Genomic DNA, 23354 nt, shown 5'->3' with positions numbered 1-23354 from the left:
ACCGGGCCCGACCGGCCGGGGCGGACGCGCCGTCAGTCGATCGGGCAGCCGCCGGCCCGCCGCGCGTGGCGGCGCAGCAGCTGCGCCCGGACGGCCGGGTCCGCGCCCTCGCCGCGGTCGGCCAGCCGTTCGGCGAGGGCGGCCTGCTGGTCGAGCGGCAGCTTGTCGTCGTACTTGAACTTGGCCCGCACCTCGCGCACGGTCAGCCGCAGCCCGAACAGGCCGGACAGCCGGGGTCCGTACGGCTCGGCGCCGGGCACCACCCGCACGTCCGGGGTCTCCGGCTGGAAGTGCGCGAGCTGGCGGTTGAGGATCTCCGCCTTGCCGGCCGCGTCCTCGACCGCCTCCGCGGTGCAGTGGAACTGGACCGAGGTGTAGTAGCTGGTCGGCGTACCGCCGCGCCAGTGGCCGGGGGCGAAGGCGTAGTCGTCGGTGACGGCGAGGACCACCCGCGGGTCGGCCCGGATCGCGGACCGGAACGGGTTGGGGGCGGCCAGGTGCAGCAGGATCTCGCCGCGGTCGGCGTCCAGCACGAAATGGGTGGGGACCAGCACCGGACCGTCGGGCCCGTTGGCGGCGAGGGTGCCGAAGTCGCGGCCGGCCATCCAGGCCCGCCACTCGGCGTCGGTGCCCCGGTCCCAGGAACGGATCAGCACAGGTTCCTCCTCAGACCGCGGCCCGGCTCGACGGCAGGTTGGCCGGCGCCGGGACGGTGGAGTGCGGGGCGGGCTCGGGCGTGCCGTACGCGGTGGTGACCGGGACGACGCCGGCCCAGTACGGCAGGTCGAGGTCGTCCTCGTCCTCGCCGGTGCCGCCGGTGCGGCTCTTGGCGGAGACCTCGTCCAGGTCGAGCCGGATCACCCGGGTGGCGGCCCGCTCCTTGGCGTTGGCCGGGCGGACCTCGCGGGAGCGGCCGGGCACGGTCTGGTCGACCAGCGCGTCCAGCGCGAGGGTCAGCTCGTCCGGGTCGGTCACCTGGTACGCGATGCCGTGCGCCACCACCGAGCGGTAGTTGACGGAGTGGTTGAACGCGGACTTGGTGAGCACCAGGCCGTCGAGGTGGGTGACGGTGACGCAGACCGGCATGCCCTGGTCGACGGAGGCGCCGCGCATCGGGCGGCTGCCGGTGGAGCCGTGGATGTACAGCCGCTCGCCGACCCGGGCGTAGATGGTGGGGAGGACGACCGGCGCGCCGTCGGCGACGAATCCCAGGTGGCAGACCAGTCCGGCGTCCAGGATGGCGTTCACCGTCTCCTTGTCCCAGCCGGCCCGCTCGCGGTCGCGGGTCGGCGTGGTCCGCGCGTTGCGGGCGTAGGATGCGTCCGACATGACATCCCCCTCTGTACTAGTGCATAATTGTGTTTGTGCTAGGAGAGTATCGGATCACTGGTCGGCGCGCCAACGAGATCGCCGCCGACGTCGAACGCGCGGTCGCCGCCGGGGAGCTCGCCCCGGGCGCCGCGCTGCCCCCGCTGCGCGAGCTGGCGGTCGACCTCGGCGTCAACCCCAACACCGTCGCCGCCGCCTACCGGCTGCTGCGCGAGCGCGGCGTCATCGAGACCGCCGGCCGCAAGGGCAGCCGGGTGCGGCCCCGGCCGGTCACCACCCCGCGCGACGAGGTCCGCATCCCCGTCCCGGCGGGTGCCCGCGACCTGTCCACCGGCAACCCGGACCCGGCGCTGCTGCCGCCGCTCGGCCCCGCCCTGGCGGCCGCCGCCGAGGGCCCGCCGGTGCTCTACGGCCACCCGGCCGCCGACCCCGAACTGCTGGAGCTGGCCCGCGCTTCCTTCGCCGCCGACGGCGCGCCGGAGGGCGCCCTCGCGGTCTGCTCCGGCGCGCTGGACACCATCGACCGGGTGCTCGCCGTCGCGCTGCGCCCCGGCGACCTGGTGGCCGTGGAGGACCCGGGCTGGGGCAGCCTGCTCGACCTGCTGCCCGCGCGGGGCCTGCGCACCGCAGCGGTGGCGCTCGACGACGAGGGCCCGCGGCCCGAGGCGGTGGCCGCCGCGCTGGAGGCCGGCGCCCGCGCGCTGATCGTCACCAGCCGCGCCCAGAACCCGACCGGCGCCGCCCTCACCCCGGAGCGCGCGGCGGCCCTGCGCGCCGTGCTGGCCGAGCATCCGGCCACCCTGCTGATCGAGGACGACCACGGCCACGGCATGGTCGACCAGCCCTTCCGCTCGCTCGCCGCCGGGCCCGACGGGCGTACCACGGTCGAGCGCTGGGTGCTGGTGCGCTCCGCCGCCAAGGCCTTCGCCCCGGACCTGCGGGTCTCGGTCGCGATCGGCGACGCCGACACCGTCGCCCGGGTGCTCGGCCGCCAGCGGCTGGACGCCGGCTGGGTCAGCCACCTGCTCCAGCGCGCGGTCGCGCACCTGTGGCGCACCGACGCCGCCCCGGCCGCCGAGGTCGCCGCCGCCTACCGCCGCCGCCGCGAGGGCCTGCTCGCTGCGCTCGCCGCGCACGGGCTGCGCGGCCACGGCGCGAGCGGGCTCAACGTCTGGCTGCCGGTGCGGGACGAGACCGCGGTGACCGCCGCGCTGGTGCAGCGCGGCTGGGTGGCCGCGCCCGGCTCCCGGTTCCGGCTGCAGTCGCCGCCCGGCGTACGGCTGACGATCTCCACCCTCGGGCCGGGGGAGGCAACCGCGCTGGCGGCGGACCTGGCGGCGGTGCTCGGACCCCCGACGGGAGGCTCGCGCCTGGTCTGACGTGCTACGCGGCGTATCGAAACTCGCTGGTAACACAGCGAAAATGTCGGTGACGCAGCGAATTACCCGTGCGAGATACCTAGCGGTAACAAGCGGGTGCATGTCACATTCTTGGCGCCACCGGCCGGCGGCCTCACCCTCACCCGTGCCTTGCGACCCCACCCCGCAAGGCCGTTCGCAGGAGTTCGCCGTGCCCAAGAGCCGACGCACAACCCCGAGAACACTCGCCCTGCTCACCGCAGCAGCGCTCATTCTGCCCCTCGCCGCCGTCGCGACGCCCGCCGTCGCCAGCCCCGGCACCGGAACCACCGCCACCGTCTCGATGGGCGACAGCTACATCTCCGGAGAGGCCGGCCGCTGGAAGGGCAACAGCGACACCACCAGCGGCAGCCGGGACGGCACCGACCGGGCCTGGACCGGCAGCGGCTACGACGGCAGCCGCGTCTACGGTTCCACCTACGCCAGCGGCTGCGACCGCTCGGACGTCTCCGAGGTGCGCAGCGCCCCCACGGTCAACCAGGCGCAGATCAACCTGGCCTGCTCCGGTGCCGTGAGCCAGAACGTCTTCCGCGCCTCCAACGGCGGCCAGTCGTTCAAGGGCGAGGCCCCGCAGGCGGACCAACTCGCCGCCGTGGCCGCCCAGTACAACGTCAAGCTGATCACCCTGTCGATCGGCGGCAACGACCTCGGCTTCGCCGACGTGATCTCCACCTGCGTCCAGGACTACGAGATCTGGTGGTCGTACTGCCACGACGACCAGCAGGCCGCCGTGGACGCCAAGATGGACGCGGCGATGGCCGGTGTCGGCAAGTCGGTGGACGAGATCCGCGCGGTGATGTCCGCCGCCGGGTACGCCGCGAGCAGCTACCGGATCGTGCTGCAGTCCTACCCCTCGCCGATCCCGCGCAGCTCGGAGAACCGCTACCCGGAGAGCGGCTGGAGCCGCACCAACACCGGCGGCTGCCCGTTCTGGGACGCCGACTCCGACTGGGCCCGCGACACCCTGGTCCCGGAGATCTCCGGCCGGATCGCCCAGGTGGCCGCCGCCAAGGGCGTGCAGTTCCTGGACCTGCGCGACATGCTGCAGGGCCGGGAGGTCTGCTCGAAGGCGACGAAGATGGCGACCCCGAGCAACGCGCCGTCGGCGACCACCAGCGAGTGGGCCCGCTTCCTGGACCTCGGCACCACCGTCCAGGGCGCCACGCAGGAGTCGTTCCACCCGAACTACTACGGCGAGCTGGCGCTCGGCCGGTGCCTGACCCTGATGAACGCCAAGACCACGGGCAACTGGTCCTGCCGGAACACCGCGGGCCAGGACGCCACCGGCGTCTACCTCGCCGCGTCCTAGCTCGGACGGACGGCGCCGCGCAGCAGCTTGCCCTCGGTCGACAGCAGACCGGTGGCGTAGTCGAAGCGCGGCGCCGCCGCGAACATCAGGTACAGGTACTTGGGGTTCTCGGCGTACCAGTAGCCGGGCGTCAGGTCCTTGAGCCGCATCGGCGAGACGGTGACGTCGTCGGCGGTGGTGTAGCCGCCGGGGACCCGGAGGTTGTCCCGGATGCCCTGGAAGTAGCGGTAGCCGGCCTGCCGGTACTCGTCGTCGCCGGTCAACCGCCACAGGTCGAAGGCCGAGTTGACGTACTCGGGACGCAGGTCGTTGTTGCCCATCCGGACCTTGCCGGTGTTGTAGTCCATCACCTCGGGCAGCACCGGGAAGCGGTCCAACTGGGCGCTCCAGGAACGGAAGTGCTCCCGGGCCAGGTCCAGGTCGCCGCCCTTGCCGAGCAGGCCGGGGTAGAAGGAGCCGAGCTCCGAGGCCTCCCGGTCGACCACCGCCCCGCTGGCGTAGTCCACTTGGCGGAACCAGGCGCCGCCGCCGGTCCGCTCCAGCTGGTACTGCAGCACCGCGTCGGTCACCTGCCGGTACCAGCCGCTCAGTTCGGCGTCGCCGAACAGTTCGCCGCCGGCCCACAGGTACTCGACGAAGGAGTCCACCGGCGGGTTGGGCAGCCGGGAGACGGTGTCGGTCCAGCGGCCGCTCTCCACGTCGATCGAGGTGCCGAGCAGCCCGAGCGAGCTGCGGCGCAGCAGCACCGCCAGGTACGCGCGCTTGGCCGCGTCGAAGTAGCGGGAGTCGCCGGTGAGTTGCGAGAGCAGCCCGAACTCCAGGACGTTGGTGCCCACTTCGGCCAGCGGGCTGGTCTTCCCGGAGACCGCGCCGGTGCGCAGGTTGACGTACCGGTAGGGGATGCCGGTGGGGGAGGAGGTGAAGGCCGGCAGCAGCCGGTCGGTCAACTCCCGGCAGCGGGTGAGCAGGGCCGGGCGGCCGGTGCACAGGTGGCCCGCGAGCAGTCCGCCGACCAGCCGGATCACCGCCTCGAAGACCTGGACGTCGGCGTCCTGGGCGGGGTCGAAGTGCTGTTCGATCCAGTCGGCGGCCAGGGCCACGTCCTGGTCGAGCTCCATCAGCCACAGGGTGTCCAGCGCCTCGACGACGGACAGGCCGAAGGTCCGGCCGGAGGCGAAGAAGTCGTTGTGCCCGCCGGAGACCGGCCGTACCTCGTCGTAGCCCCAGGCCGCCGCCTTGTACCCCTCCCAGCTGTGCACGAACTCGTCCCGCACCTCCTGGGCGACCGAGGCGGCGGGCGGCAGGTCCGCGGCCCGGGCGGCGGGTGCGGCGGAGACGGCGGCGGCGCCGAGCGCGGCGGCGGTGAGCACCGTGCGGCGGCGGGGCTGGGGGAGGGCTCGCATGGAGCCGGACGCTAGCGCCCGCCGACGGGTTCGGGCACCAACCGCCGCGCTCGCGTGTCGGCGCTCCCGCCCAGGTCAGGACGGGAGCGCCGCGGTTGTTCGGGGTGTTGCGGTTCACCCCTTCGCCAGCAGCGCCTGGGCGTGCTCGCGGACCTGGTCCTTGCTCAGATAGACGTCGGTGTACTCGAAGTCGCGCAGCCGGGCGGGCTGGCGGGCCAGGAATCCGGTCCGGACGAAGTCGTCGCCGGCGGTCGCGTTCAGCAGCCAGTTGGCGCCGACCCGGAACTTGGCGACATTGGTCCGCATCGCCATCATGTGGTAGCTGCGGGCCACCAACTGGGCCGGGACGCCGTGGAGTTCGATGCCGACCGGCTTGGAGACGGCGTCCTTGCCGCCGAGGTCGACGACCAGGCCCAGGTCCTTGTGGAAGTACGGCTGGAGCGGCTGGCCGCGCAGCGCGGCGACCAGGTTGTCGGCCACCGCGCGGCCCTGCCGGGCGGAGTGCTGGGCGGTGGGCGGGCAGACCGCGCCGTCGCCCTTGGCGAGGTCGGGGACGGCCGCCGCATCGCCGAGCGCGAACACCCCTTCGAACTGCGGGACCCGCATCTCGGCGGTGACCGCGATCCGGCCGCGCACGGTCTCCGCGTCCAGGGTGCCGATCAGCGGGCTTGCGGTGACGCCGGCGGTCCAGATCAGGGTCCGGCAGGGGAGCGACCGGCCGTCGGTGAACTTGACGTTCTCCGCGCCGACTTCGGCGATCGACACGCCGAGGGAGACTTCCACCCCGCGGGCCCGCAGGATCTGCAGCGCGGTGTCGCCGAGCTTGTCGCCGAGTTCGGGCATCAGCTTCGGGGCGATGTCGATCAGGTGCCACTTGATCAGCCGGGCGTCCAGCCGCGGGTAGCGCCGGGACGCGGCGGTGGTCAGGCGCTGCAGACAGGCCGCCGTCTCGGTGCCCGCGTAGCCGCCGCCGACCACCACGAACTGCAGTCGCGACTCGCGCTCCCGGTCGTCCAGCGAGGTCGAGGCCAGGTCGAGCTGGGAGATCACGTGGTCGCGGATGTACGCCGCCTCGGCGAGCGTCTTCATGCCGCGCGCGTAGTCGGGCAGGCCCGGGATGTCGAAGGTGCGGGTCACACTGCCCGGCGCGAGCACCAGGTAGTCGTACCGTTCGGCGACCACCTCGTCGGTGATCTTCCGTACCACGGCCACCTTGGACCGCGGGTCGATGCCGATCGCACCGCCGGGCACGATGTGCGTGCGGTGCAGCGAGCGGCGCAGCGAGACCGCCACCGACTGGGGCGTCAGCACCCCGGCCGCGACGTGCGGCAGCAGCGGCAGATAGAGCTGGTAGCTGAACGGCGTGACCAGCGAGATCTCCGCCTCGGAGGGCGCGAGCTTGCGCTCCAGTCGGCGGGCGCACTCCAGGCCGGCGAAACCGCCGCCCACGATCAGGATCCGAGGTCGCTCCATCGTTCATCCCCTACGTGCAGGTCCGTGCCGTACCAGGACAACTGTTCGCCACACTCGCACGGCCCAAGCGCCGCTGCCACCGGGGCGGCCCGATAGGCTTTCCGGATGCTCACCGAGGTGACGGCGGTCCGTTACGCGACGCCACTGCGCGAAGGCGGCTCGATGCCGGGCCTGATCGAGGCCGACGACCGGCGCTTGTACGTGCTCAAGTGGTGCGGCGCCGCGCAGGGCCGCAAGGCGCTGATCGCCGAGGCGCTGGCGGGTGAACTCGGCCGCGGACTCGGCCTGCCGGTGCCCGAACTGGTGCTGGTCGACCTGGACCCGGTGCTCGCCCGCAGCGAGCCGGAGCAGCAGATTCAGGAGCAGATGCGGGCCAGCGGCGGCGCCAACCTCGGCATGGCGTTCGTCAGCGGCGCGCTCAACTTCGACCCGCTCTGCTTCGAGGTCGACCCGGACGTCGCCGCCCGGGTGCTCTGGTTCGACGCGCTGATCGGCAACGTCGACCGCTCCTGGCGCAACCCCAACCTGCTGGTCGCGGCCGGCGGGCTGCGGCTGATCGACCACGGTGCCAGCCTGATCTTCCACCACCACTGGCCCGGCGCGGCCGGCTGGATCCGCAAGCCGTACGACGCCTCGGACCACGCGCTGCGGCACGTCGCCGGCGACCTCAAGGCCGTCGACGAGGAGCTGGCCGACCGGGCCCCGGCCGCGCTGGCGGCCGCGGTGGCGGCGATCCCGGCGGTGTGGCTGGAGGACGAACCGGGCTTCGAGTCGCCCGAGGCGGTGCGCGAGGCGTACGCGGCGCAGCTGACGGCCCGGCTGGCGGGCCCGCGCGACTGGCTGCCGGAGGTGGCGGGCTGATGGACGTTCGGGAGGCGGCGGTGGACGGGGCGGACGGGGTGGGCCGAGTGGAGCGGCAGGACCGGCATGACTACGAGTACGCGCTGATCCGGGCGGTGCCGCGGGTCGAGCGCGGCGAGTGCGTCAACATCGGCGTGCTGCTGTACTGCCGGCACGCCGGGTACCTCGGTGCGCGCACCCATCTCGACCAGGGACGCCTGCTGGCCCTCGACCCGCTGGCCGACGTGGCCGGCGTGCGGCGGGCGCTGCGCGGGATCGAGGCGGTCTGCGCGGGCGGGCCGGAGGCCGGACCGGCCGCCGGCGACAACGCCGGTCAGCGCTTCCGCTGGCTGACCGCGCCGCGCAGCGCCGTGGTGCAGCCGGGGCCGGTGCACACCGGGCTGACCGGCGACCCCGAGGGCGAGCTGCGGCACCTGTTCGATCAGCTGGTGCTCTGAGCAGCGCCGGCGCCCCCAGGTGCTTGGCCGAGTCAACACTGGAGACGGTGAAGCAATGGGCGCTAATCTGGACGCCATGGGCACATCGGACACGGGCACCACAGCGACCGGCGTCGCACCCTCCACCGCCGAACTGATGGAGACGATGGCCGCCGTCGGTGCGGCGTACTTCCAGGACTTCGCCGCGGCCGCGGCGCGGCACGGGCTGAACTCCTCCCAGGCCAAGGCGCTCAAGTCGGTGCTGGAGCCGGTCCCGATGCGGGCGCTGGCCGGCCGGCTCGGCTGTGACGCCTCCAACGTCACCGGCATCGTCGACCGCCTCGAGGCGCTCGGCCTCGCCCACCGCGAGGCGGCCGCCGCCGACCGGCGGGTCAAGATCGTCACCATCACCGAGCAGGGCCGCACCGTGCTGGAGCTGATCCGCGAGGACATGACCCGCGCCCAGCAGGCCTTCGACAGCCTCAGCGCCGACCAGCGGATCGCGCTCGAGCAGCTGTGCCGGCAGGTCCTCCCACTGCTCAGCCAGGAGCGGCCCGCGCCCTGAGGCCCGCTCCCGTCGTCGGGTTCGTTGTCAGTGGCACCGCGTAGGGTCGGGGCCGGCGGAAGGAGTCGGCGGTGGACGGGGTGTGGACGGTCACCGGGCTGCGCTGGATCGACGGCGAACCGCGGCTGACCGCGGGCGACGGCCGGCGCGAGCACGCCCGGGTGGTCGGTGCGGGGCTGCGGATCGGCTGGCGGATCGCCGGCCCGCGCCGCTGCGCCGGGGTGTGGACCGGCGGCCGGCAGCGCCCCTGTCCGTACCGGGAGACGATCGCCGCGGACAGCCGGACCGTGCAGTGCCCCACCTGCCAGAGCGCCGACCGCGGCCTCGCCCTGGCCCGGGACCAGATCTTCGACGACGGCCGCACCTACCGGCTCTACCTCGCCTGGTTCGGCGACGGCCTGCTCAAGGTCGGCCTGACCGCCGAGGAGCGCGGCACCGCGCGGCTGCAGGAGCAGGCGGCGCTGGCGTTCACCTTCGTCGGACGCGGCCGGCTGCCCGCCGTGCGCCGGGCCGAGCTGACCGTGGCGCAGGCCGGGCTGGCCCGGGAGCGGATCCCGTCCGGCCTGAAGTCGGCCGCCTGGTGGGACCTGCCGGGCCCGGCCGAGCGCCACTGCCGCCTCGGCGAGCTGCGCGGCGAGGTGCTGCGCCTGCTGGCCGGACACGGCCTCGAGCTGCTGCCGGACGGACCGCTGGTCGACCAGGTCGACCTGTTCGGGCTGGCCGGCGGGGTGCCGGAGGCGTACGGCGAGGTCAGGGCGCTCGGCGACGGCGCCGTGCTGGCCGGGGCGCTGCGCCCGGCGATCGGCGGGCGGCTGTTCCTGGACCGGGCCGAGGGCGGCGAGCCGCTGCTGCTGGACACCCGGCTGCTCACCGGTTGGGCGCTGCGGGCGATCCCCGCACAGCGGTGCGAGGGGATCGAACTGACGGCGCGCGCCCGGCCGCCCGACGAGGCGGCGCAGGACGCGCTGTTCTGAGCCCCGCCGGCCGGACGGTCCGGCCGCGGCGTCTCAGCCGGCGTTGCGGGCGCGCCGCTGCCGGGCGCCGAGCGGCGCCAGCGAGAGGTCCTCGGCGGTGGACTTCAGGTTCTTGTACCCGTAGCCGCGGTCGGTCAGCCACAGCTCGGCGGCGGTCTCGGCCCGGACGGTCGCCGCAGCGATGTCCTCCTCGGCCTCGCCGTGCTCCAGGAAGCGGAAGGCGAAGAACGGGCGGGCGGCCAGGTCGTAGCTGAGATGGCCCACCGCCGTGAAGGCGGCGCTCAGCACGTCGTGCTCGGCGGCCTCGGCGAGCAGCCCGGCCCGCTGCTCCTCGGTGAGGGCGTCGAAGGAGCCGCGGACGAGGATGCGGAAGGTGCGCTGGGTCATGGCGGGACCCTAACCTCCCGGGGCCGGGCGGTTCATCCGGTTTTCCACCGGTGCAGCGTGCCGGGGGCCGGGCGGCAGCGGCGCGGCTGACCTCGACTGTTAGGCTTGCGAAGCGTGAGCGCGAAGCCCCAGATCCCCAATGTCCTGGCCTCCCGGTACGCCTCGGCGACCCTGGCCCAGCTGTGGTCCCCCGAGCACAAGGTGGTCCTCGAGCGCCACCTGTGGCTCGCCGTGCTGAAGGCGCAGCAGGACCTCGGCATCGAGGTGCCGGCCGACGCCGTCGCCGACTACGAGCGCGTCATCGACCAGGTCGACCTGGAGTCGATCGCCGCCCGGGAGCGGGTCACCCGCCACGACGTGAAGGCCCGGATCGAGGAGTTCAGCGACCTCGCCGGCCACGAGCAGATCCACAAGGGCATGACCTCTCGGGACCTCACCGAGAACGTCGAGCAGCTGCAGATCCGCCAGTCCCTGGAGCACGTGCGCGACCGCACGGTCGCCGTGCTGGTGCGCCTCGGCCGCCTGTCGGCCCAGTACTCCGAGCTGGTCATGGCCGGCCGTTCGCACAACGTCGCCGCCCAGGCCACCACCCTCGGCAAGCGCTTCGCCACCGTCGCCGACGAGCTGCTGGTCGCCTTCGCCCGCCTCGAGGAGCTGATCGCCCGCTACCCGCTGCGCGGCATCAAGGGCCCGGTCGGCACCGCCCAGGACATGCTCGACCTGCTCGGCGGCGACGCCGAGAAGCTCGCCGAGCTGGAGCGCCGGGTCGCCGGCCACCTCGGCTTCGACAACGTGCTGACCTCGGTCGGCCAGGTGTACCCGCGCTCGCTGGACTTCGAGGTCGTCACCGCCCTGGTGCAGCTCGCCGCCGCGCCGTCCAGCCTGGCCAAGACGATCCGCCTGATGGCCGGCCACGAGCTGGTCACCGAGGGCTTCAAGGCCGGCCAGGTCGGCTCGTCCGCGATGCCGCACAAGATGAACACCCGGTCCTGCGAGCGGGTCAACGGCCTGGCCGTGATCCTGCGCGGCTACGCCTCGATGACCGCCGAGCTCGGCGGCGACCAGTGGAACGAGGGCGACGTCTCCTGCTCCGTGGTGCGCCGCGTGGCGCTGCCGGACGCGTTCTTCGCCTTCGACGGCCTGCTGGAGACCTTCCTGACCGTGCTCGACGAGTTCGGTGCCTTCCCGGCCGTGATCGAGGCCGAGCTCGACCGCTACCTGCCGTTCCTCGCCACCACCAAGGTGCTGATGGGCGCGGTGCGGGCCGGCGTCGGCCGCGAGACCGCCCACGAGGTCATCAAGGAGCACGCGGTCGCCTCGGCGCTCGCCATGCGCGAGGGCGCCCGCGAGAACGCGCTGCTCGGCCGCCTCGCCGACGACGAGCGGATCCCGCTCGACCGGGCCGCGCTGGACGCGCTGCTCGCCGACCGGCTCTCCTTCACCGGCGCGGCCGGCGCCCAGGTCGCCGAGGTGGTCCGCCGCATCGAGGCCGTCGCCGACGCCCACCCGGCCGCCGCGAAGTACGCGCCGGGCGACATCCTCTGACCCCCCTCCGACCGTCCTCCGACGGTCAGAGGCACCGCAACGCCGGACCGGCCCCGTCGCACCCGCGGCGGGGCCGGTCCGGCGTCTGCCGCCGCGCAGGGCCCGGTCAGGTCCGGTGGGGCGGTTGCTCGTGGCCCTCGGCGGCCGTGGCGGGATGGTGCGTCGGGCACTCGTGGCCGGGGTCCAGCGGCGGGCTGGTGGGGCCGGAGTACCAGTCGCAGTCCGGCTCGGCGAGCGGCTCCACATGGTCCAGGACGTTGGTCCGGACGGTCGTCAGCGCGATCAGGCCGCCGGCCGCCAGCAGGCCGGCGCAGATCAGCATCGCGGTGTGGAAGGCGTCGTCCACCTCGGCCGGGACGGTGTACGCGTCGCCGCTGAGCCCGGCCAGCGCCGGCAGCGCCGCCACCGCCAGCAGGCCGGCAGCGCGGGCCGCGGCGTTGTTCACCCCGCTGGCGATCCCGGCGTGCCGCACCTCCACCGCCGCCAGCACGGTCGCGGTCAGCGGCGCCACCAGCAGTGTCATCCCGCAGCCCAGCACCGTGACCGCGGGCAGCACGTCCGTCCAGTACGAGGCGTCCGACCCGATCCGCAGCATCAGCAGCACCCCGGCCGCACACAGCATCGGCCCCACCGTCAGCGGCACCCGCGGGCCGATCCGCCGGCCGAGCGCCCCGGCCCGGCTGGAGAACGCCAGCATCAGCACGGTGATCGGCACCAGCGCCACGCCCGCGACCAGCGGGCTGAACCCGGAAACGATCTGCAACTGCACGGTCAGCAGCAGGAACACGCCGCTGAACGCGCCGTACACGCAGAGCGTCACCACGTTGACCGAGCTGAACAGCCGCGAGCGGAACAGCGTCAGCGGCAGCATCGGCTGCGCCGCGCGCCGCTCGACCAGGACGAACGCCACGCCGCAGGCCACCCCGGCGACGCCGAGCAGCAGCGCGAAGGTGCGGCCCGGCTCGGTGAGGGCGTAGGTCACCCCGCCGAGCGCGAGGGCGGCGAGCACCGCGCCGAGCACGTCGAAGCGGCCGGACTGCTCCGGGTCGCGGGTCTCCGGTACGTGCCGGGCCGTCACCGCGATCACCACCACGGCCAGCGGCACGTTCAGCAGGAAGATCCACCGCCAGCCCGGGCCGGTCACCAGCCAGCCGCCCAGGAACGGGCCGACCGCCGCCGCCACACCGCCCAGGCCCGACCAGGCGCCCACCGCGGCCGCCCGGTCGTCCGGATGGAACACCGCCTGCAGCATCGCCAGCGAACCCGGCGTCAGCAGCGCGCCGCCGATGCCCTGCAGCGCCCGCGCCAGGATCAGTACCTGGATGGTCGGCGCGGCGGCGCAGATCGCCGACGCGACGGCGAACCAGCAGACGCCGATCAGGAACACCCGCCGCCGCCCGTACCGGTCGCCGAGCGAACCGCCGAGCAGGATCAGCGCGGCCAGGGTGAGCATGTAGGCGTTGACGGTCCACTGCAGGGAGGCGAGCGAGGCGCCGAGGTCCTCGCCGATCCGGGGCAGCGCGACGTTGACGACCGTCCCGTCGAGCATCGCCATGCCCGAGCCCAGCACCGTGGCCAGGACCACCCAGCGGCCGCCCGCCGTCCCCAGCCGGATCGCGCCGGCCTCGCCCGTTGTGGTCACCCCCCGATCGTCCGCCCGCGGCGGGGCCGGCGCCAGTGTTCCCGCGGAGATCGACCGATCGCCGCCCAAGTCGGCCCGGGCGGGACCCCGGGGGGTGATCGCGGGCGGTCGGGGCGGCATCATGGGCGCATGGCCGCAACCCGCCCCGACCGCTGCCGCCGCGCCGCCGGACGGCTCCAACGGATGCGCCCGTGGTGAGGCGGGCGGAGGAACCGCGGGCGGCGGGCGCCGGATTCGGGTTCGTCGGGCGGCGCCGCGAGCTGGCCCGGCTGGTGGAGGCGCTGCGCCGGCCGCCCGCCGTGGTGCTGGTCGAGGGCGAGGCCGGGATCGGGAAGTCACGGCTGGTCACCGAGGCGGTCGCGGAGTCCGGCCGGCGGGTGCTGACCGGCTTCTGCCACCCGCTGCGCGAACCGCTTCCGTTCGGCCCGGTGGTCGACGCGCTGCGCGGGATCGGACCGCTGCTGCCGCCGGTCCGGCAGATCCCGCCCAGTGCCGGCGCGCTCGCCCCGCTGCTGCCCGACCTCGCCGAGCTGCTGCCGCCGCCCCCGCCCGCCCCGGGCGACCCCGCCGCCGAACGGCACCGGCTGGTCCGGGCCGTCCGGGCGGTGCTCGGCGCCCTCGGCGAGGCGGTGCTGGTGGTCGAGGACGTGCACTGGGTGGACGAGGCGACCCGTGAACTCCTGCTGCTGCTCGCCCGCGACCTGCCCCCCGGCCTCACCCTGGTGCTCACCTACCGCGACGAGGACCTCCCGCCCGACACCCCCGCACTGGGCGCCGCCTACCGCCGCCCGCCCGGCGTCGGCGGCGCGCTGGTACGGCTCGGCCCGCTCGCCGAGTCCGAGGTGCACGACCTGGCCCGGGCCGCCCTCGGGACCCGCGCCACCCCCGCGCTCGCCCGAGTGCTGTACGACCGCAGCGAGGGCCTGCCGCTGGTGGCCGAGGAGGACCTGATCACCCTCGGCGAGCAGGGCGAGCCCGCCGACCTGACCGACGCCGCCGACCTCGCGTCCGACCTGGAGCACTCCGAGGTCCCGCGCGGCCTGCGCGACGCCGTCACCGAGCGCCTCGCCGCGCTCGGCCCGAAGGCCGCCGCAGTGGTCGAGGCGGTCGCCGTGCTCGGCGTGCCCGCCGACGAGGAGCTGATCGCCGCCGTCGCCGCGCTCGACCCCGCCACCACCGCCGAGGGCCTGATCGAGGCGCTGCGCGCCGCCGCCCTGCACGAGCAGCCCCCGGCCCGGTACGCCTTCCGGCACACGCTGGCCCAGCAGGTCGCCTACCGCCGCACCCCGGGACCGGTGCGGGCCGTGCTGCACCGGCGGGCCGTCGCCGCCCTCACCGCCCGCGACCCGCAGCCGCTGGTCCAGATCGCCCACCACACCTGCGCCCTCGGCGACCGCCACGCCTGGCAGGAGGTCGCCTGGGCCGCCGCCGAGCAGGCCGTCGCCCGGGGCGACACCGGCAGCGCCGGCGCCCTGCTGCGCGGGCTGCTCGCCGACGGCGACCTGGACGCCGACCGGCGCGGCCGGTCCGCCCTCGCGCTGTCCCGGATCGCCGCCGACGGCGTCGACCCGGCCGCCAGCACCAGGACCCTCACCGAGATCGTCGCCGACCCCCGGCTGCCGGTCGCCGACCGCGGCGAGATCCGGTTCAGCCTCGGCATGCTGATGGCCACCCACGCGGGCGACCGCGCCGGGTTCACCCAGATCGAGCAGGCCGTCGACGAGCTGGCCGAACGCCCGGCCCGGGCCGCCCGGGCCATGGTCGCGGTCGCCATGAACGAACGCGACGGCGCCGGCGAGCGCGCGGCCGACTGGATGGCCCGCGCCGAGAAGGCCCTCGCCGACCACCCCGACCCGGAGGTCTCCGCCGCCGTCCGCGCCACCCGGCTCACCCTGCGGGCCCGCGGCGGCGACCCCGACCTCTGGCCCGAACTCGACCTGCTGCCGCGCACCTCGGACCACCCGGAGATCGTCCGGCAGACCACCCGCGCGCTGTTCAACACCGGCGACCTCGCCCTCGACCTCGGCCACGACGCCCGGGCCGCCCGGCTGCTCGCCGAGAGCCGCCAACTGGCCCGGCTCGCCGCCATCCCGTACCTGGAGTGCTACAGCCGGATCGCCCAGCTCCGGCTGGACGGGCTGGTCGGCCGGTGGGACGGCCTCGAGGAACGCTTCGCGGCGCTCGGCGCCGAGTTCCCCGAAATCGCCATGGCCGGCGCCGAACGCGCCCTGCTGCTCGGCCGCCTCGCCGCCGCACGCGGCCGACTCGCCCACGCCCAGCGGGAGTTCGCCGCCGCCACGGCCTACGGCGAACGGGAGACCCAGGTCACCGTGGCCCTGCGGGCCGCCGCCGGACTGGCCGCCCTGCGGCTCGCCGAGGGCGACACCGCCCAGGCCGCCGCCACCCTCGCACCCGCCCTCGTCGCGCTGCGCGCCGCCGACGCCTGGGCGCGCGCCGCCGACCTGCTGCCGGTCGCGGTGGAGACCGCCCTCGCCGCCGGCGACCGGACCGGCGCCGAACGGCTCACCGCGGACGCCGCCGACCGCCTCACCACCGTCGACGCCCCCGCCGCCTCGGCCGCCCTCGCCCTGGCCCGCGGCCTGCTGCTCGACGGGCCGGACCCGCAGGCGGCGGCCGCCGCCTACCGGCAGGCCGGCGACCGCTGGCGGGCGATCGGCCGCCCGTACGAGGCGGTCCGGGCCGAGGAGCGGCTGGCCCGCGCCCTCGCCGAGCGCGACCCCGCCGACGCGGCCGAGCGGCTCGCCGCGGCCGAGGACGCGTTCGGCGCGCTCGGCGCCGCCTCGGACGCCGCGCGCTGCCGGCACGTCCGCCGCGACCTGCGGCTCGGCCGGATCGCCTCGCCCGGCCGACGCGGCTACGGCGAGGGCCTCTCGCCGCGCGAGCGGCAGGTGGCGGAGCTGGTCGCCCAGGGCGCCAGCAACCAGGACGTCGCGCAGGCGCTGTTCCTGTCGCCGCGGACCGTCGAGCACCACGTGGCGAGCGCGCTGCGCAAGCTCGGCGTCGGGCGGGCACAGCTGCGGGAGGCGCTGGCCCGGGCGGCGGACGGCGGCGGTACCCAGGGTTAGCGCCGCCGGATGGGTAGCGCTACGCATTGATCACCGGTGGCGCCGGCGCGTTTGCTGGTGGGGCACGTCAGCCCGACCGATCAGGGGAGGTCCGCCGATGAAGCCACGAGTGCTGTCCGCGACACCGAACGCCGAGACCGTCCGCTCCGGCCTGCCGGACCCGGCGGGGCGGCGCGAGCGCTTCCGGCGCTACGCACGTGAGCATTTCGTCGACGCGGAGTTCGGCGAGTCCGGGGAGTCCGGGAGGTCCGGGAGGTCCGGGACTGAGGGGCGGCCCGGCCGCCGGGCCGCGGGGACGGAGTAGGGCAGGGTGGGCCGGGCGGCGCGGACGGCGGTGAGGTGACCCCGCCCTCCCCGTGGCCGGTCCCGCCCCCGTTCCGGTCAGGGCAGGAGCGAGGCCCGGCGCCACATCCGCTCGACGCTGCGGTCGATGACGCCGATCTCGGTGAAGAACTCGACGGCCTTGCGGGACCAGTCGATCCGGGTCTGCCGCCAGTACGGGTTCTGCGCGGCGGCGCGCTGCGCCTCGCGCGGGTCGAGGCCGGCCAGGGTGTAGACCCGGGGGTGGACGATCTCGGCGACGGACTGGTGGGCGAGGTAGGCGAGGGCACGGCGGAACACGGCGCGGCGCGGGGCGCTCATCCTGGCCCAGCGGCGTTCGAGTTCGGGCTTGGCGTAGCCGATGTGGCGGGCCTCCTCGATGACGTGGATCCGGGCGACGGCCCGGCCGAGCGGCTGCAGGCTCTCGTCGCGGATCATCTCCCGCTGCATCGCGTCGGTGAACTCCTCGACGAAGATCGCGCCGGCGAAGGTCATGGTGGTGTCGTTGAGCCGCATGTGCAGGCGGCCGAGGCGCTGGGCGCGGGTGGTGGGCCGGGCCGAGGGGTAGCCGGTGGCGGCGATGTAGCGGGCGAACATGGTGGAGTGGCGGCACTCGTCGGCGACCTCGGTGAGGGCGTACCGGGTGTGCTGGGTGGCGAGGTCGCCGTCGTACGCGTGCCGGACCAGGCCCTCCATCAGGATCAGTTCGAACCAGATGCCGGCGCAGGTGGTGCTGGCCAGCTGGTGGACGCTCAGCCGGGCCTGCTGCCGGGGGTCGAGGCGGTCCCAGAGCGGGGTGCCGTAGAGCGAGACCCGGTGCGGGGCGAGCGCGAATTGGTCCGGGTCGAGGGGGGTGTCCCAGTCGATCTCGGTGAGCGGGTCGTAGGAGTGCCGGGCGGAGGCGCGCAGCAGGCGGGCGGCGTTCTGCTCGCGGTCGGCGGTGCGGTCGGCGGTGCGGTCGGCGGTGCGGTCGGCGGTGCGGTCGGCGGTGCGGCTGGGGGCGTGCGGCATGCGGCTGCTCCGGGACGTGAGGGCGGGGCGTGGTGGGGGAGTGGCGGCGGTGGGCTCCAGGAGGAGTAAAGCAATTAGACCGCCTGTCAACAAGACTTCCGGGTGATCCGCTCGCAGCGCGGGCCCGGCAGGCGGCGGCGAAACTGGCGGCATGGACCCGGTCACCGCGCTGGAACGGATCGCCTTCCTGCTGGAACGCGAACAGGCCTCCCCCTACCGGGTGAAGGCCTTCCGCACGGCCGCCGAGGCGGCCGCCCGCCTGCCCGACGGGCCGGTGGACGCCGGCCGGGCCGCCCGGCTGCCCGGGGTCGGCCCGGTCACCGCGCAGGTCATCGCCGAGGCCTCGGCCGGACAGCTGCCCGCCTACCTGGCGGAGGTCGAGGCGCGCGCCGACCTGACCGTCCCGCCGGCCGGCGCCGAGCTGCGGGCCGCCGTCCGCGGCGACTGCCACCTGCACTCGGACTGGTCCGACGGCAGCAGCCCGATCGCGCTGATGGCCCGTACCGCCCGCGAACTCGGCCACGAGTGGGCCGTCCTCACCGACCACTCGCCCCGGCTGACGGTCGCCCGCGGACTGAGCGCCGAGCGGCTGCGCGAGCAACTCGACGCGGTGGCGGCGCTCAACGCCGACCTGGCGCCGTTCCGGCTGCTCACCGGGATCGAGTGCGACATCCTCGACGACGGCGCGCTCGACCAGGAGGACGAGCTGCTGGCCCGCCTGGACGTGGTGGTCGCCTCGGTCCACTCCAAGCTGCGGATGGACCGGGCCGCGATGACCCGTCGGATGCTGGCCGCCGTCCGCAACCCGCTGGTCGACGTGCTCGGCCACTGCACCGGGCGGCGCCTGGGCGACAAACCCCGGCCGGAGTCGGCGTTCGACGCCGAGGCGGTGTTCGCCGCCTGCGCCGAGAGCGGGACGGCGGTCGAGATCAACTGCCGCCCGGACCGCCGCGACCCGCCGTCCCGGCTGCTGCCGCTCGCGGTCGACGCCGGCTGCCTGTTCTCGATCGACACCGACGCCCACGCGCCCGGCCAACTGGACTGGCAGGGCAGCGGATGCGAACGCGCAGCGGTCGCCGGGCTCGGCCCGGACCGGATCGTCACCACCTGGACCGCGGAGCAGCTGCTCGCCTGGACGGCAGGTCGCTGATCCTGGGGTCCGTCTTCAAACCGCCGCCAGGTCTCAGGCGGTCACGGCCAGCCGTTCGCGCAGGCTGTCCAGCGTCTCGTCCTTGAGGCCCAGGCCGGCCCGGGCGTAGCTCTCCACGTCGCCCCACAGGTCGGTCATGGTCTCCAGGGCGGCCGCCAGGTAGCCCGGGCGGACCGAGAGCACCGCGTCCGCGATCTCCGGGTCACCGCCCGCCGCCACGAACTCGGCGATGGCCGGCGCGAACTCCGCCCGCACCGCCGCGTTGACCGACAGGTACTCGCCGCGCACCGTGGCTTCGTCCGCGCCGAGCAGCATCAGCACCAGCGAGGCGCCCCACCCGGTCCGGTCCTTGCCCGCGGTGCAGTGGAACAGCACCGGGCCGCCGCCCTTGTGGGCGAGCGCCGTGATCAGGTGCTTGTACGCCTGGCGGGCCGAGGCGCAGGTGACGAAGGCCCGGTAGTCCTCGGTCAGCGCCCGCTCGGCGCGCCCGTTGCCGAGCACCCGGTTGGCCGCGGCCGGGTCGCCCATGGCGGCGGCCAGCGCGGCGGTGGCGCCCGTCCCGGCGGTGTCGGCCAGCACGTCGGCGACCAGCAGGTGCGCCCCGCCGGGCATCCGGTCCGGGCGGGCGGAGCGCTCCTGCTGGGTGCGCAGGTCGATCACCGTACGGATGCCGAGGGCGGCGAACATCGGGTCGCCGGACGGGTCCAGCCGGTCGAGCTGGCCGGAGCGGAAGGCGAGGCCGGGGCGGGTCCGGGAGCCGTCCGGGAGGGCGATGCCGCCCAGATCGCGCAGGTTGGCGACGGTGACGGAGTCCACGATGTGCGAGTGCTGCATGACGACCTCCCGACGACGGACCCTGCCAGCACGCTAGGCGCGCCGGGCCCCGCGCGCCCGTGGAGCGCGTCCGGTCGGGCCACCCCCGCGGTCCGCCCGTCCGCGTCCGACTCGTGCGGGCCGGGCGCGATGGCCGCAAGGGCGCACGGGAGTGCGGCGGTGCGCGGTGGGTGTGCCCCGCGCGCCCCGTTGTCCGACGGTCCGTCAGCGGGCAAGGTGGGCCAGGCATTCCCCGTGACGGCGGCCGCCCCGACGGCGGCACCCGGCACGGGCCGACGAAGGGACGGAACCACCGGACATGGCAGCCAAGATCCTCATCGTCACCGGCGACGCGGCCGAGTCGCTGGAGGTCCTCTACCCCTACCAGCGCCTGCGCGAGGAGGGCTACGAGGTCCACGTCGCCGCGCCTAGCCGCAAGAAGCTGCAGTTCGTGGTGCACGACTTCGTGGAGGGCTTCGACACCTACACCGAGAAGCCCGGGTACACCTGGCCCGCCGACCTGGCCTTCGCCGAGGTGGACCCGGCCGCGTACGTCGCCCTGGTACTGCCCGGCGGCCGGGCCCCGGAGTACCTGCGCAACGACCCCGAGGTGCAGCGGATCTGCGCCCACTTCTTCGACCTGGACAAGCCCGTCGCCCAGATCTGCCACGGCCCGCTGATCACCCTGCGGGGCGGCGCGCTGGCCGGGCGGCGGACGGCCGCGTACCCGGCGCTGGAGCCCGACGTGGCGGCGGCCGGCGCCGCGTACGTGGACGGCGAGGCGGTGGTCGACGGCGTGCTGGTGTCGGCCCGGGCCTGGCCGGACCACCCGGGGTGGATGCGGGCCTTCGTCGAACTGCTGCGGGAGAAGGCGCCGGTGGACTGAGCGCGGCCGCGGTTGGGCCCGCCGGCGGCGTCAGAGCTGGTGGGCCCATGGTGGGTCGGCGCCGGGGGCGGCGCAGGTGAGGGCGGCGACGTGGGTGGCGAAGTGGGCGGCGGCGGTGAGGTGGGGCAGGTCGAGGTGGTTCAGGCGGCCGCCGAGGAGGCCCTGGCCGGCCAGGTGGTGGAGCAGTCCGGCGGTGAAGGCGTCGCCTGCGCCGACGGTGTCCGCAATGGTGACCGGGGGAGCGGGTACGGTCACCTGTTCGCCGTGCAGTGAGAGGAGTGCGCCTCGTGCGCCCAGGGTGACGACCACGAGGGGGACGCCGGCGGTGTGCCAGCGCCGGCAGGCGGCTTCGGGTGGGGTGCCGGGCAGGAGTTCGGCGAGGTCGTCCTCGCTCAGCCGCAGCAGGTCGGCCAGCTCGCACCAGTGCTCCAGGCGGGCCCGGTAGGCGGTGGGGTCGACCAGCAGGGTGCGGACGTTGGGGTCGATCGACACCGTCGCACGTTCGGCGGCACGGGCCAGGAAATCCTCGACCACCGTGCCGCCGGGCGGCCGGACCAGGGCCAGGGAGCCGGTGTGCACGGCGCACGGGTCGCCGGCCGGCTCCTGGGCCAGCTCGGCGGGGGTCCACTGCCAGTCGGCGGTGCCCGAGGCGTGGAAGGAGTACTCCGCCCGGCCCTGCCCGTCCAGGTCGGCGACGGCCAGGGTGCTGGGCTCGGCGGCCGTGACGCAGCCGGAGACGTCGACGCCGGACGCGGTGAGGTGCTCGCGGAAGAGGCGGCCGAAGACGTCGGTGGAGAGCCGGCCGAGGAAGCGGGTGGGCGTGCCGAGCCGGGCCAGGGCCACCGCGGTGTTGGCGGGGCCGCCGCCGGGGTGCACCCGGAGGGTCAGTCCGCCGCGGGTTTCGCGGTGGTGGTCGGTGAAGGCGTCGGCCACGCACTCGCCGAGGACGGTGATCCGGCGGAGGGTCATGGACGCGAGCCTACCGAGCGGGCGGGCGCCGCAGGGTGCTCCCGGTGCGCGGGCGCGGTCCGGGGATCCGTGGTTGCGTGGAGGCATGTCACGTCACAGCGCTGAGGACGAGCAGGAACTGCTCCGCCTGTACGCCGCCGCCCTGGACCGGTTCGGTCAGCTGGTGGTCGCGGCCGGGGCCGGGCAGTGGGCCGCGGCTACGCCGTGCACCGACTGGACGGTGCGGGACGTGGTCAACCATCTGACCGTCGAGCAGCTGTGGGTGCCGGCGATGCTCGCCGGGTCCACGGTCGCCGAGGTCGGCGACCGGTTCGACGGCGACGTGCTGGGCGACGACCCGGCCGCCGCCTGGTCGGACGCGGCCGAGGCGGCCCGCCGGGCGTTCGCCGAGCCGGGCGCGCTGGAGCGGACGGTGCACCTGTCGTACGGCGACCGCGGCGCGTACGGGTACTGCCGGGAGATGACGGTGGACGCGGTGGTGCACGCGTGGGACCTGGCCGTGGGGCTCGGCGAGGACTCCGCGATGGCACCGGACGCCGCGGAGTTCGTGCTGGCGGAGATCACCCCGTACGCCGACAAATTGCCCGCGTCGGGGGTGTTCGCGCCCGCGGTGCCGGTGCCGGTCGGCGCGGACGCCCAGACCCGGCTGCTCGGCATGATGGGCCGCGACCCGGCGGACCCGCTGGGCCGCGGCGCGGGCGGCGGCAGGTGATCACCCTCCAGGGCCGTACGGTCGCCTTCCTGGCCGCCCCGGTCGGGGTCGAGCAGGTCGAACTCACGCGGGCCTGGCAGGCGGTGGAGGAGGCGGGCGGGACACCGCGGCTGCTGTCCACCGCGCCCGGGCGGATCCAGGCGTTCGACCGGCTCGACCGGGCCGACACCTTCCCGGTGGACCAGGTGGTGGGGGAGGTCGAGCCGGCGGCGTTCGACGGGCTGGTGCTGCCGGGCGGGGTGGCCAACCCCGACCGGCTGCGCACCGACGAGCGGGCGGTGGAGTTCGTCCGCGCCGTCTTCACCCTGGGCCGGCCGGTCGCGGTGATCTGCCACGGACCGTGGACGCTGGTGGAGGCGGACGTGGTGCGCGGCCGTACGCTCACCTCGTTCCCGAGCATTCGGACCGACCTGGTGAACGCCGGTGCCGTGTGGGTGGACGAGGAGGTGCACGTCTGCACCGACGGCCCCAACACACTCATCTCCAGCCGGCGTCCGGCCGATCTGCCGGCCTTCTGCGAGGCGTTCGTGACCGCGTTCGCCAAGTCGGCCCGGTAGCAGCCGGGCTCAGCAGGAGCGCAGCTCCGGCGACTGGTTGAGGAGTTGGGCCCTGATCGAGGTGAACTCCCGGTAGGCGGGGCTCTGTTCGGCGCCGGGACGGAAGACCGCGACGCGGTGGCAGTTCTGGAAGGCGAGGCGGACGGCGAAGTGGCGTTCCAGCACGCCGCGGATCGCGTCGCTGGCCAGCGCGCGCAGCAGCTGGGCCCGCTCCGAATCGCTCGGGGTGACCGTGTTGTCGGCGAACTCGGCTTCGCCGGAAGCGAGTTCGCCGCTGAGGCGGTCGACGAGCCGGTAGGCGTACGGGAGCGACTCGCGGACCGTGGCGACGAACTCGGCGTCGGCGATCTCGTTGCGCTCGGCCCTGGCGAGGAGGGTGGGGGAGACGTCGAGGGACATGGGGCGGCCTTCCTGATAGTGAAAGTCATTTTCAACTGATCCGGAGACCGATCCTGGCCAATCGACTGACGTGGTGTCAAGTGGGACTGGGCCGTCCGGGTCGTCCGGGCGCTCCGCAGCGCTCGCGA

General features: G+C 75.0%; 22 protein-coding genes. 12 read left to right on the top strand and 10 right to left on the bottom strand.

Annotated features, from left to right (window positions below):
- Positions 1-32 precede the first annotated feature (32 nt).
- Together FHR36_RS26415 and FHR36_RS26410 are read right to left on the bottom strand one after the other, a co-directional pair.
- Positions 33-656 (bottom strand): FMN-binding negative transcriptional regulator, encoded by a 624-nt coding sequence (locus FHR36_RS26415; protein WP_253801011.1) that lies wholly within the window; start codon positions 654-656, stop codon positions 33-35.
- A 10-nt stretch (positions 657-666) separates the two neighbouring features.
- The gene (locus tag FHR36_RS26410; protein ID WP_253801009.1) at positions 667-1329 is read right to left on the bottom strand and encodes a pyridoxamine 5'-phosphate oxidase family protein; all 663 of its coding nucleotides are present in this window, start codon (positions 1327-1329) and stop codon (positions 667-669) included.
- A gap of 35 nt (positions 1330-1364) precedes the next feature.
- Here FHR36_RS26410 and FHR36_RS26405 point away from each other — a divergent pair, with 35 nt between their 5' ends.
- Entirely contained in the window at positions 1365-2708 is a 1344-nt protein-coding gene (locus FHR36_RS26405) for an aminotransferase class I/II-fold pyridoxal phosphate-dependent enzyme (RefSeq protein ID WP_253801008.1), read from the top strand.
- A gap of 190 nt (positions 2709-2898) precedes the next feature.
- Positions 2899-4056 carry a GDSL-type esterase/lipase family protein gene (locus FHR36_RS26400; RefSeq protein WP_253801007.1) on the top strand — a complete coding sequence of 386 codons (1158 nt, stop codon included), beginning with the start codon at positions 2899-2901 and terminating at the stop codon, positions 4054-4056.
- On the opposite strand, the gene FHR36_RS26395 is transcribed toward FHR36_RS26400, so the two are convergent.
- Positions 4053-5459 (bottom strand): glycoside hydrolase family 47 protein, encoded by a 1407-nt coding sequence (locus FHR36_RS26395; protein WP_253801006.1) that lies wholly within the window; start codon positions 5457-5459, stop codon positions 4053-4055. The genes FHR36_RS26400 and FHR36_RS26395 overlap by 4 nt on opposite strands.
- Positions 5460-5573: 114 nt before the next feature.
- Positions 5574-6932 (bottom strand): NAD(P)/FAD-dependent oxidoreductase, encoded by a 1359-nt coding sequence (locus tag FHR36_RS26390; RefSeq protein ID WP_253801005.1) that lies wholly within the window; start codon positions 6930-6932, stop codon positions 5574-5576.
- A gap of 105 nt (positions 6933-7037) precedes the next feature.
- Here FHR36_RS26390 and FHR36_RS26385 point away from each other — a divergent pair, with 105 nt between their 5' ends.
- From FHR36_RS26385 to FHR36_RS26370, 4 genes are all read left to right on the top strand, one after another.
- The gene (locus FHR36_RS26385) at positions 7038-7793 is read left to right on the top strand and encodes a HipA family kinase (protein ID WP_253801004.1); all 756 of its coding nucleotides are present in this window, start codon (positions 7038-7040) and stop codon (positions 7791-7793) included.
- Entirely contained in the window at positions 7793-8230 is a 438-nt protein-coding gene (locus FHR36_RS26380; RefSeq protein ID WP_253801002.1) for a DUF3037 domain-containing protein, read from the top strand. Before FHR36_RS26385 ends, FHR36_RS26380 begins: the two co-directional genes overlap by 1 nt.
- 76 nt (positions 8231-8306) lie before the next feature.
- Positions 8307-8774 (top strand): MarR family winged helix-turn-helix transcriptional regulator, encoded by a 468-nt coding sequence (locus FHR36_RS26375; RefSeq protein WP_253801000.1) that lies wholly within the window; start codon positions 8307-8309, stop codon positions 8772-8774.
- A 71-nt stretch (positions 8775-8845) separates the two neighbouring features.
- Positions 8846-9748, top strand: a complete 903-nt coding sequence (locus FHR36_RS26370) for a DUF2797 domain-containing protein (RefSeq protein ID WP_253800999.1) — start codon at positions 8846-8848, stop codon at positions 9746-9748.
- Between the two features lie 33 nt (positions 9749-9781).
- Here the strand turns inward: FHR36_RS26370 and FHR36_RS26365 are convergent, their stop codons facing one another.
- On the bottom strand, positions 9782-10135 hold the full coding sequence (locus tag FHR36_RS26365; RefSeq protein ID WP_253800998.1) for a DUF6204 family protein: 354 nt from the start codon (positions 10133-10135) through the stop codon (positions 9782-9784).
- Positions 10136-10240: 105 nt separating this feature from the next.
- Between FHR36_RS26365 and purB the strand changes: the two genes are divergently transcribed.
- Positions 10241-11680, top strand: coding sequence for an adenylosuccinate lyase (gene purB, locus FHR36_RS26360; protein ID WP_253800997.1), 1440 nt, complete (start codon positions 10241-10243; stop codon positions 11678-11680).
- 106 nt (positions 11681-11786) lie between these two features.
- Here purB and FHR36_RS26355 read toward each other — a convergent pair whose 3' ends face one another.
- On the bottom strand, positions 11787-13322 hold the full coding sequence (locus tag FHR36_RS26355) for an MFS transporter (RefSeq protein ID WP_253800996.1): 1536 nt from the start codon (positions 13320-13322) through the stop codon (positions 11787-11789).
- Positions 13323-13513: 191 nt separating this feature from the next.
- Here FHR36_RS26355 and FHR36_RS26350 point away from each other — a divergent pair, with 191 nt between their 5' ends.
- Positions 13514-16408, top strand: coding sequence for an ATP-binding protein (locus tag FHR36_RS26350; RefSeq protein WP_253800995.1), 2895 nt, complete (start codon positions 13514-13516; stop codon positions 16406-16408).
- Positions 16409-16789: 381 nt separating this feature from the next.
- On the opposite strand, the gene FHR36_RS26345 is transcribed toward FHR36_RS26350, so the two are convergent.
- Positions 16790-17740 carry an AurF N-oxygenase family protein gene (locus FHR36_RS26345; protein WP_253800993.1) on the bottom strand — a complete coding sequence of 317 codons (951 nt, stop codon included), beginning with the start codon at positions 17738-17740 and terminating at the stop codon, positions 16790-16792.
- Positions 17741-17891: 151 nt separating this feature from the next.
- Here FHR36_RS26345 and FHR36_RS26340 point away from each other — a divergent pair, with 151 nt between their 5' ends.
- Positions 17892-18890, top strand: coding sequence for a PHP domain-containing protein (locus FHR36_RS26340; RefSeq protein ID WP_253800991.1), 999 nt, complete (start codon positions 17892-17894; stop codon positions 18888-18890).
- Between the two features lie 33 nt (positions 18891-18923).
- Here FHR36_RS26340 and FHR36_RS26335 read toward each other — a convergent pair whose 3' ends face one another.
- Positions 18924-19724, bottom strand: a complete 801-nt coding sequence (locus FHR36_RS26335; protein ID WP_253800989.1) for a tyrosine-protein phosphatase — start codon at positions 19722-19724, stop codon at positions 18924-18926.
- A 298-nt stretch (positions 19725-20022) separates the two neighbouring features.
- Here FHR36_RS26335 and FHR36_RS26330 point away from each other — a divergent pair, with 298 nt between their 5' ends.
- A complete protein-coding gene (locus FHR36_RS26330; RefSeq protein WP_253800987.1) occupies positions 20023-20589 on the top strand; it encodes a DJ-1/PfpI family protein in 567 nt (188 codons plus the stop codon).
- Between the two features lie 30 nt (positions 20590-20619).
- Here FHR36_RS26330 and FHR36_RS26325 read toward each other — a convergent pair whose 3' ends face one another.
- Positions 20620-21558, bottom strand: a complete 939-nt coding sequence (locus FHR36_RS26325; RefSeq protein ID WP_253800985.1) for a carbohydrate kinase family protein — start codon at positions 21556-21558, stop codon at positions 20620-20622.
- An 85-nt stretch (positions 21559-21643) separates the two neighbouring features.
- Here FHR36_RS26325 and FHR36_RS26320 point away from each other — a divergent pair, with 85 nt between their 5' ends.
- A complete protein-coding gene (locus FHR36_RS26320; protein WP_253800983.1) occupies positions 21644-22270 on the top strand; it encodes a TIGR03086 family metal-binding protein in 627 nt (208 codons plus the stop codon).
- Positions 22267-22827 (top strand): type 1 glutamine amidotransferase domain-containing protein, encoded by a 561-nt coding sequence (locus FHR36_RS26315; RefSeq protein WP_253800981.1) that lies wholly within the window; start codon positions 22267-22269, stop codon positions 22825-22827. Before FHR36_RS26320 ends, FHR36_RS26315 begins: the two co-directional genes overlap by 4 nt.
- Before the next feature lie 9 nt (positions 22828-22836).
- Here FHR36_RS26315 and FHR36_RS26310 read toward each other — a convergent pair whose 3' ends face one another.
- Positions 22837-23226 carry an SCO5389 family protein gene (locus FHR36_RS26310; RefSeq protein ID WP_253800979.1) on the bottom strand — a complete coding sequence of 130 codons (390 nt, stop codon included), beginning with the start codon at positions 23224-23226 and terminating at the stop codon, positions 22837-22839.
- Positions 23227-23354 lie beyond the last annotated feature (128 nt).

It is taken from the genome of Kitasatospora cinereorecta (assembly GCF_024172095.1).
GTDB lineage: Bacteria > Actinomycetota > Actinomycetes > Streptomycetales > Streptomycetaceae > Kitasatospora > Kitasatospora cinereorecta.
The sequence above is the reverse complement of the archived record's forward strand: the minus strand, read 5'-3'. Positions and strand labels throughout refer to the sequence as shown.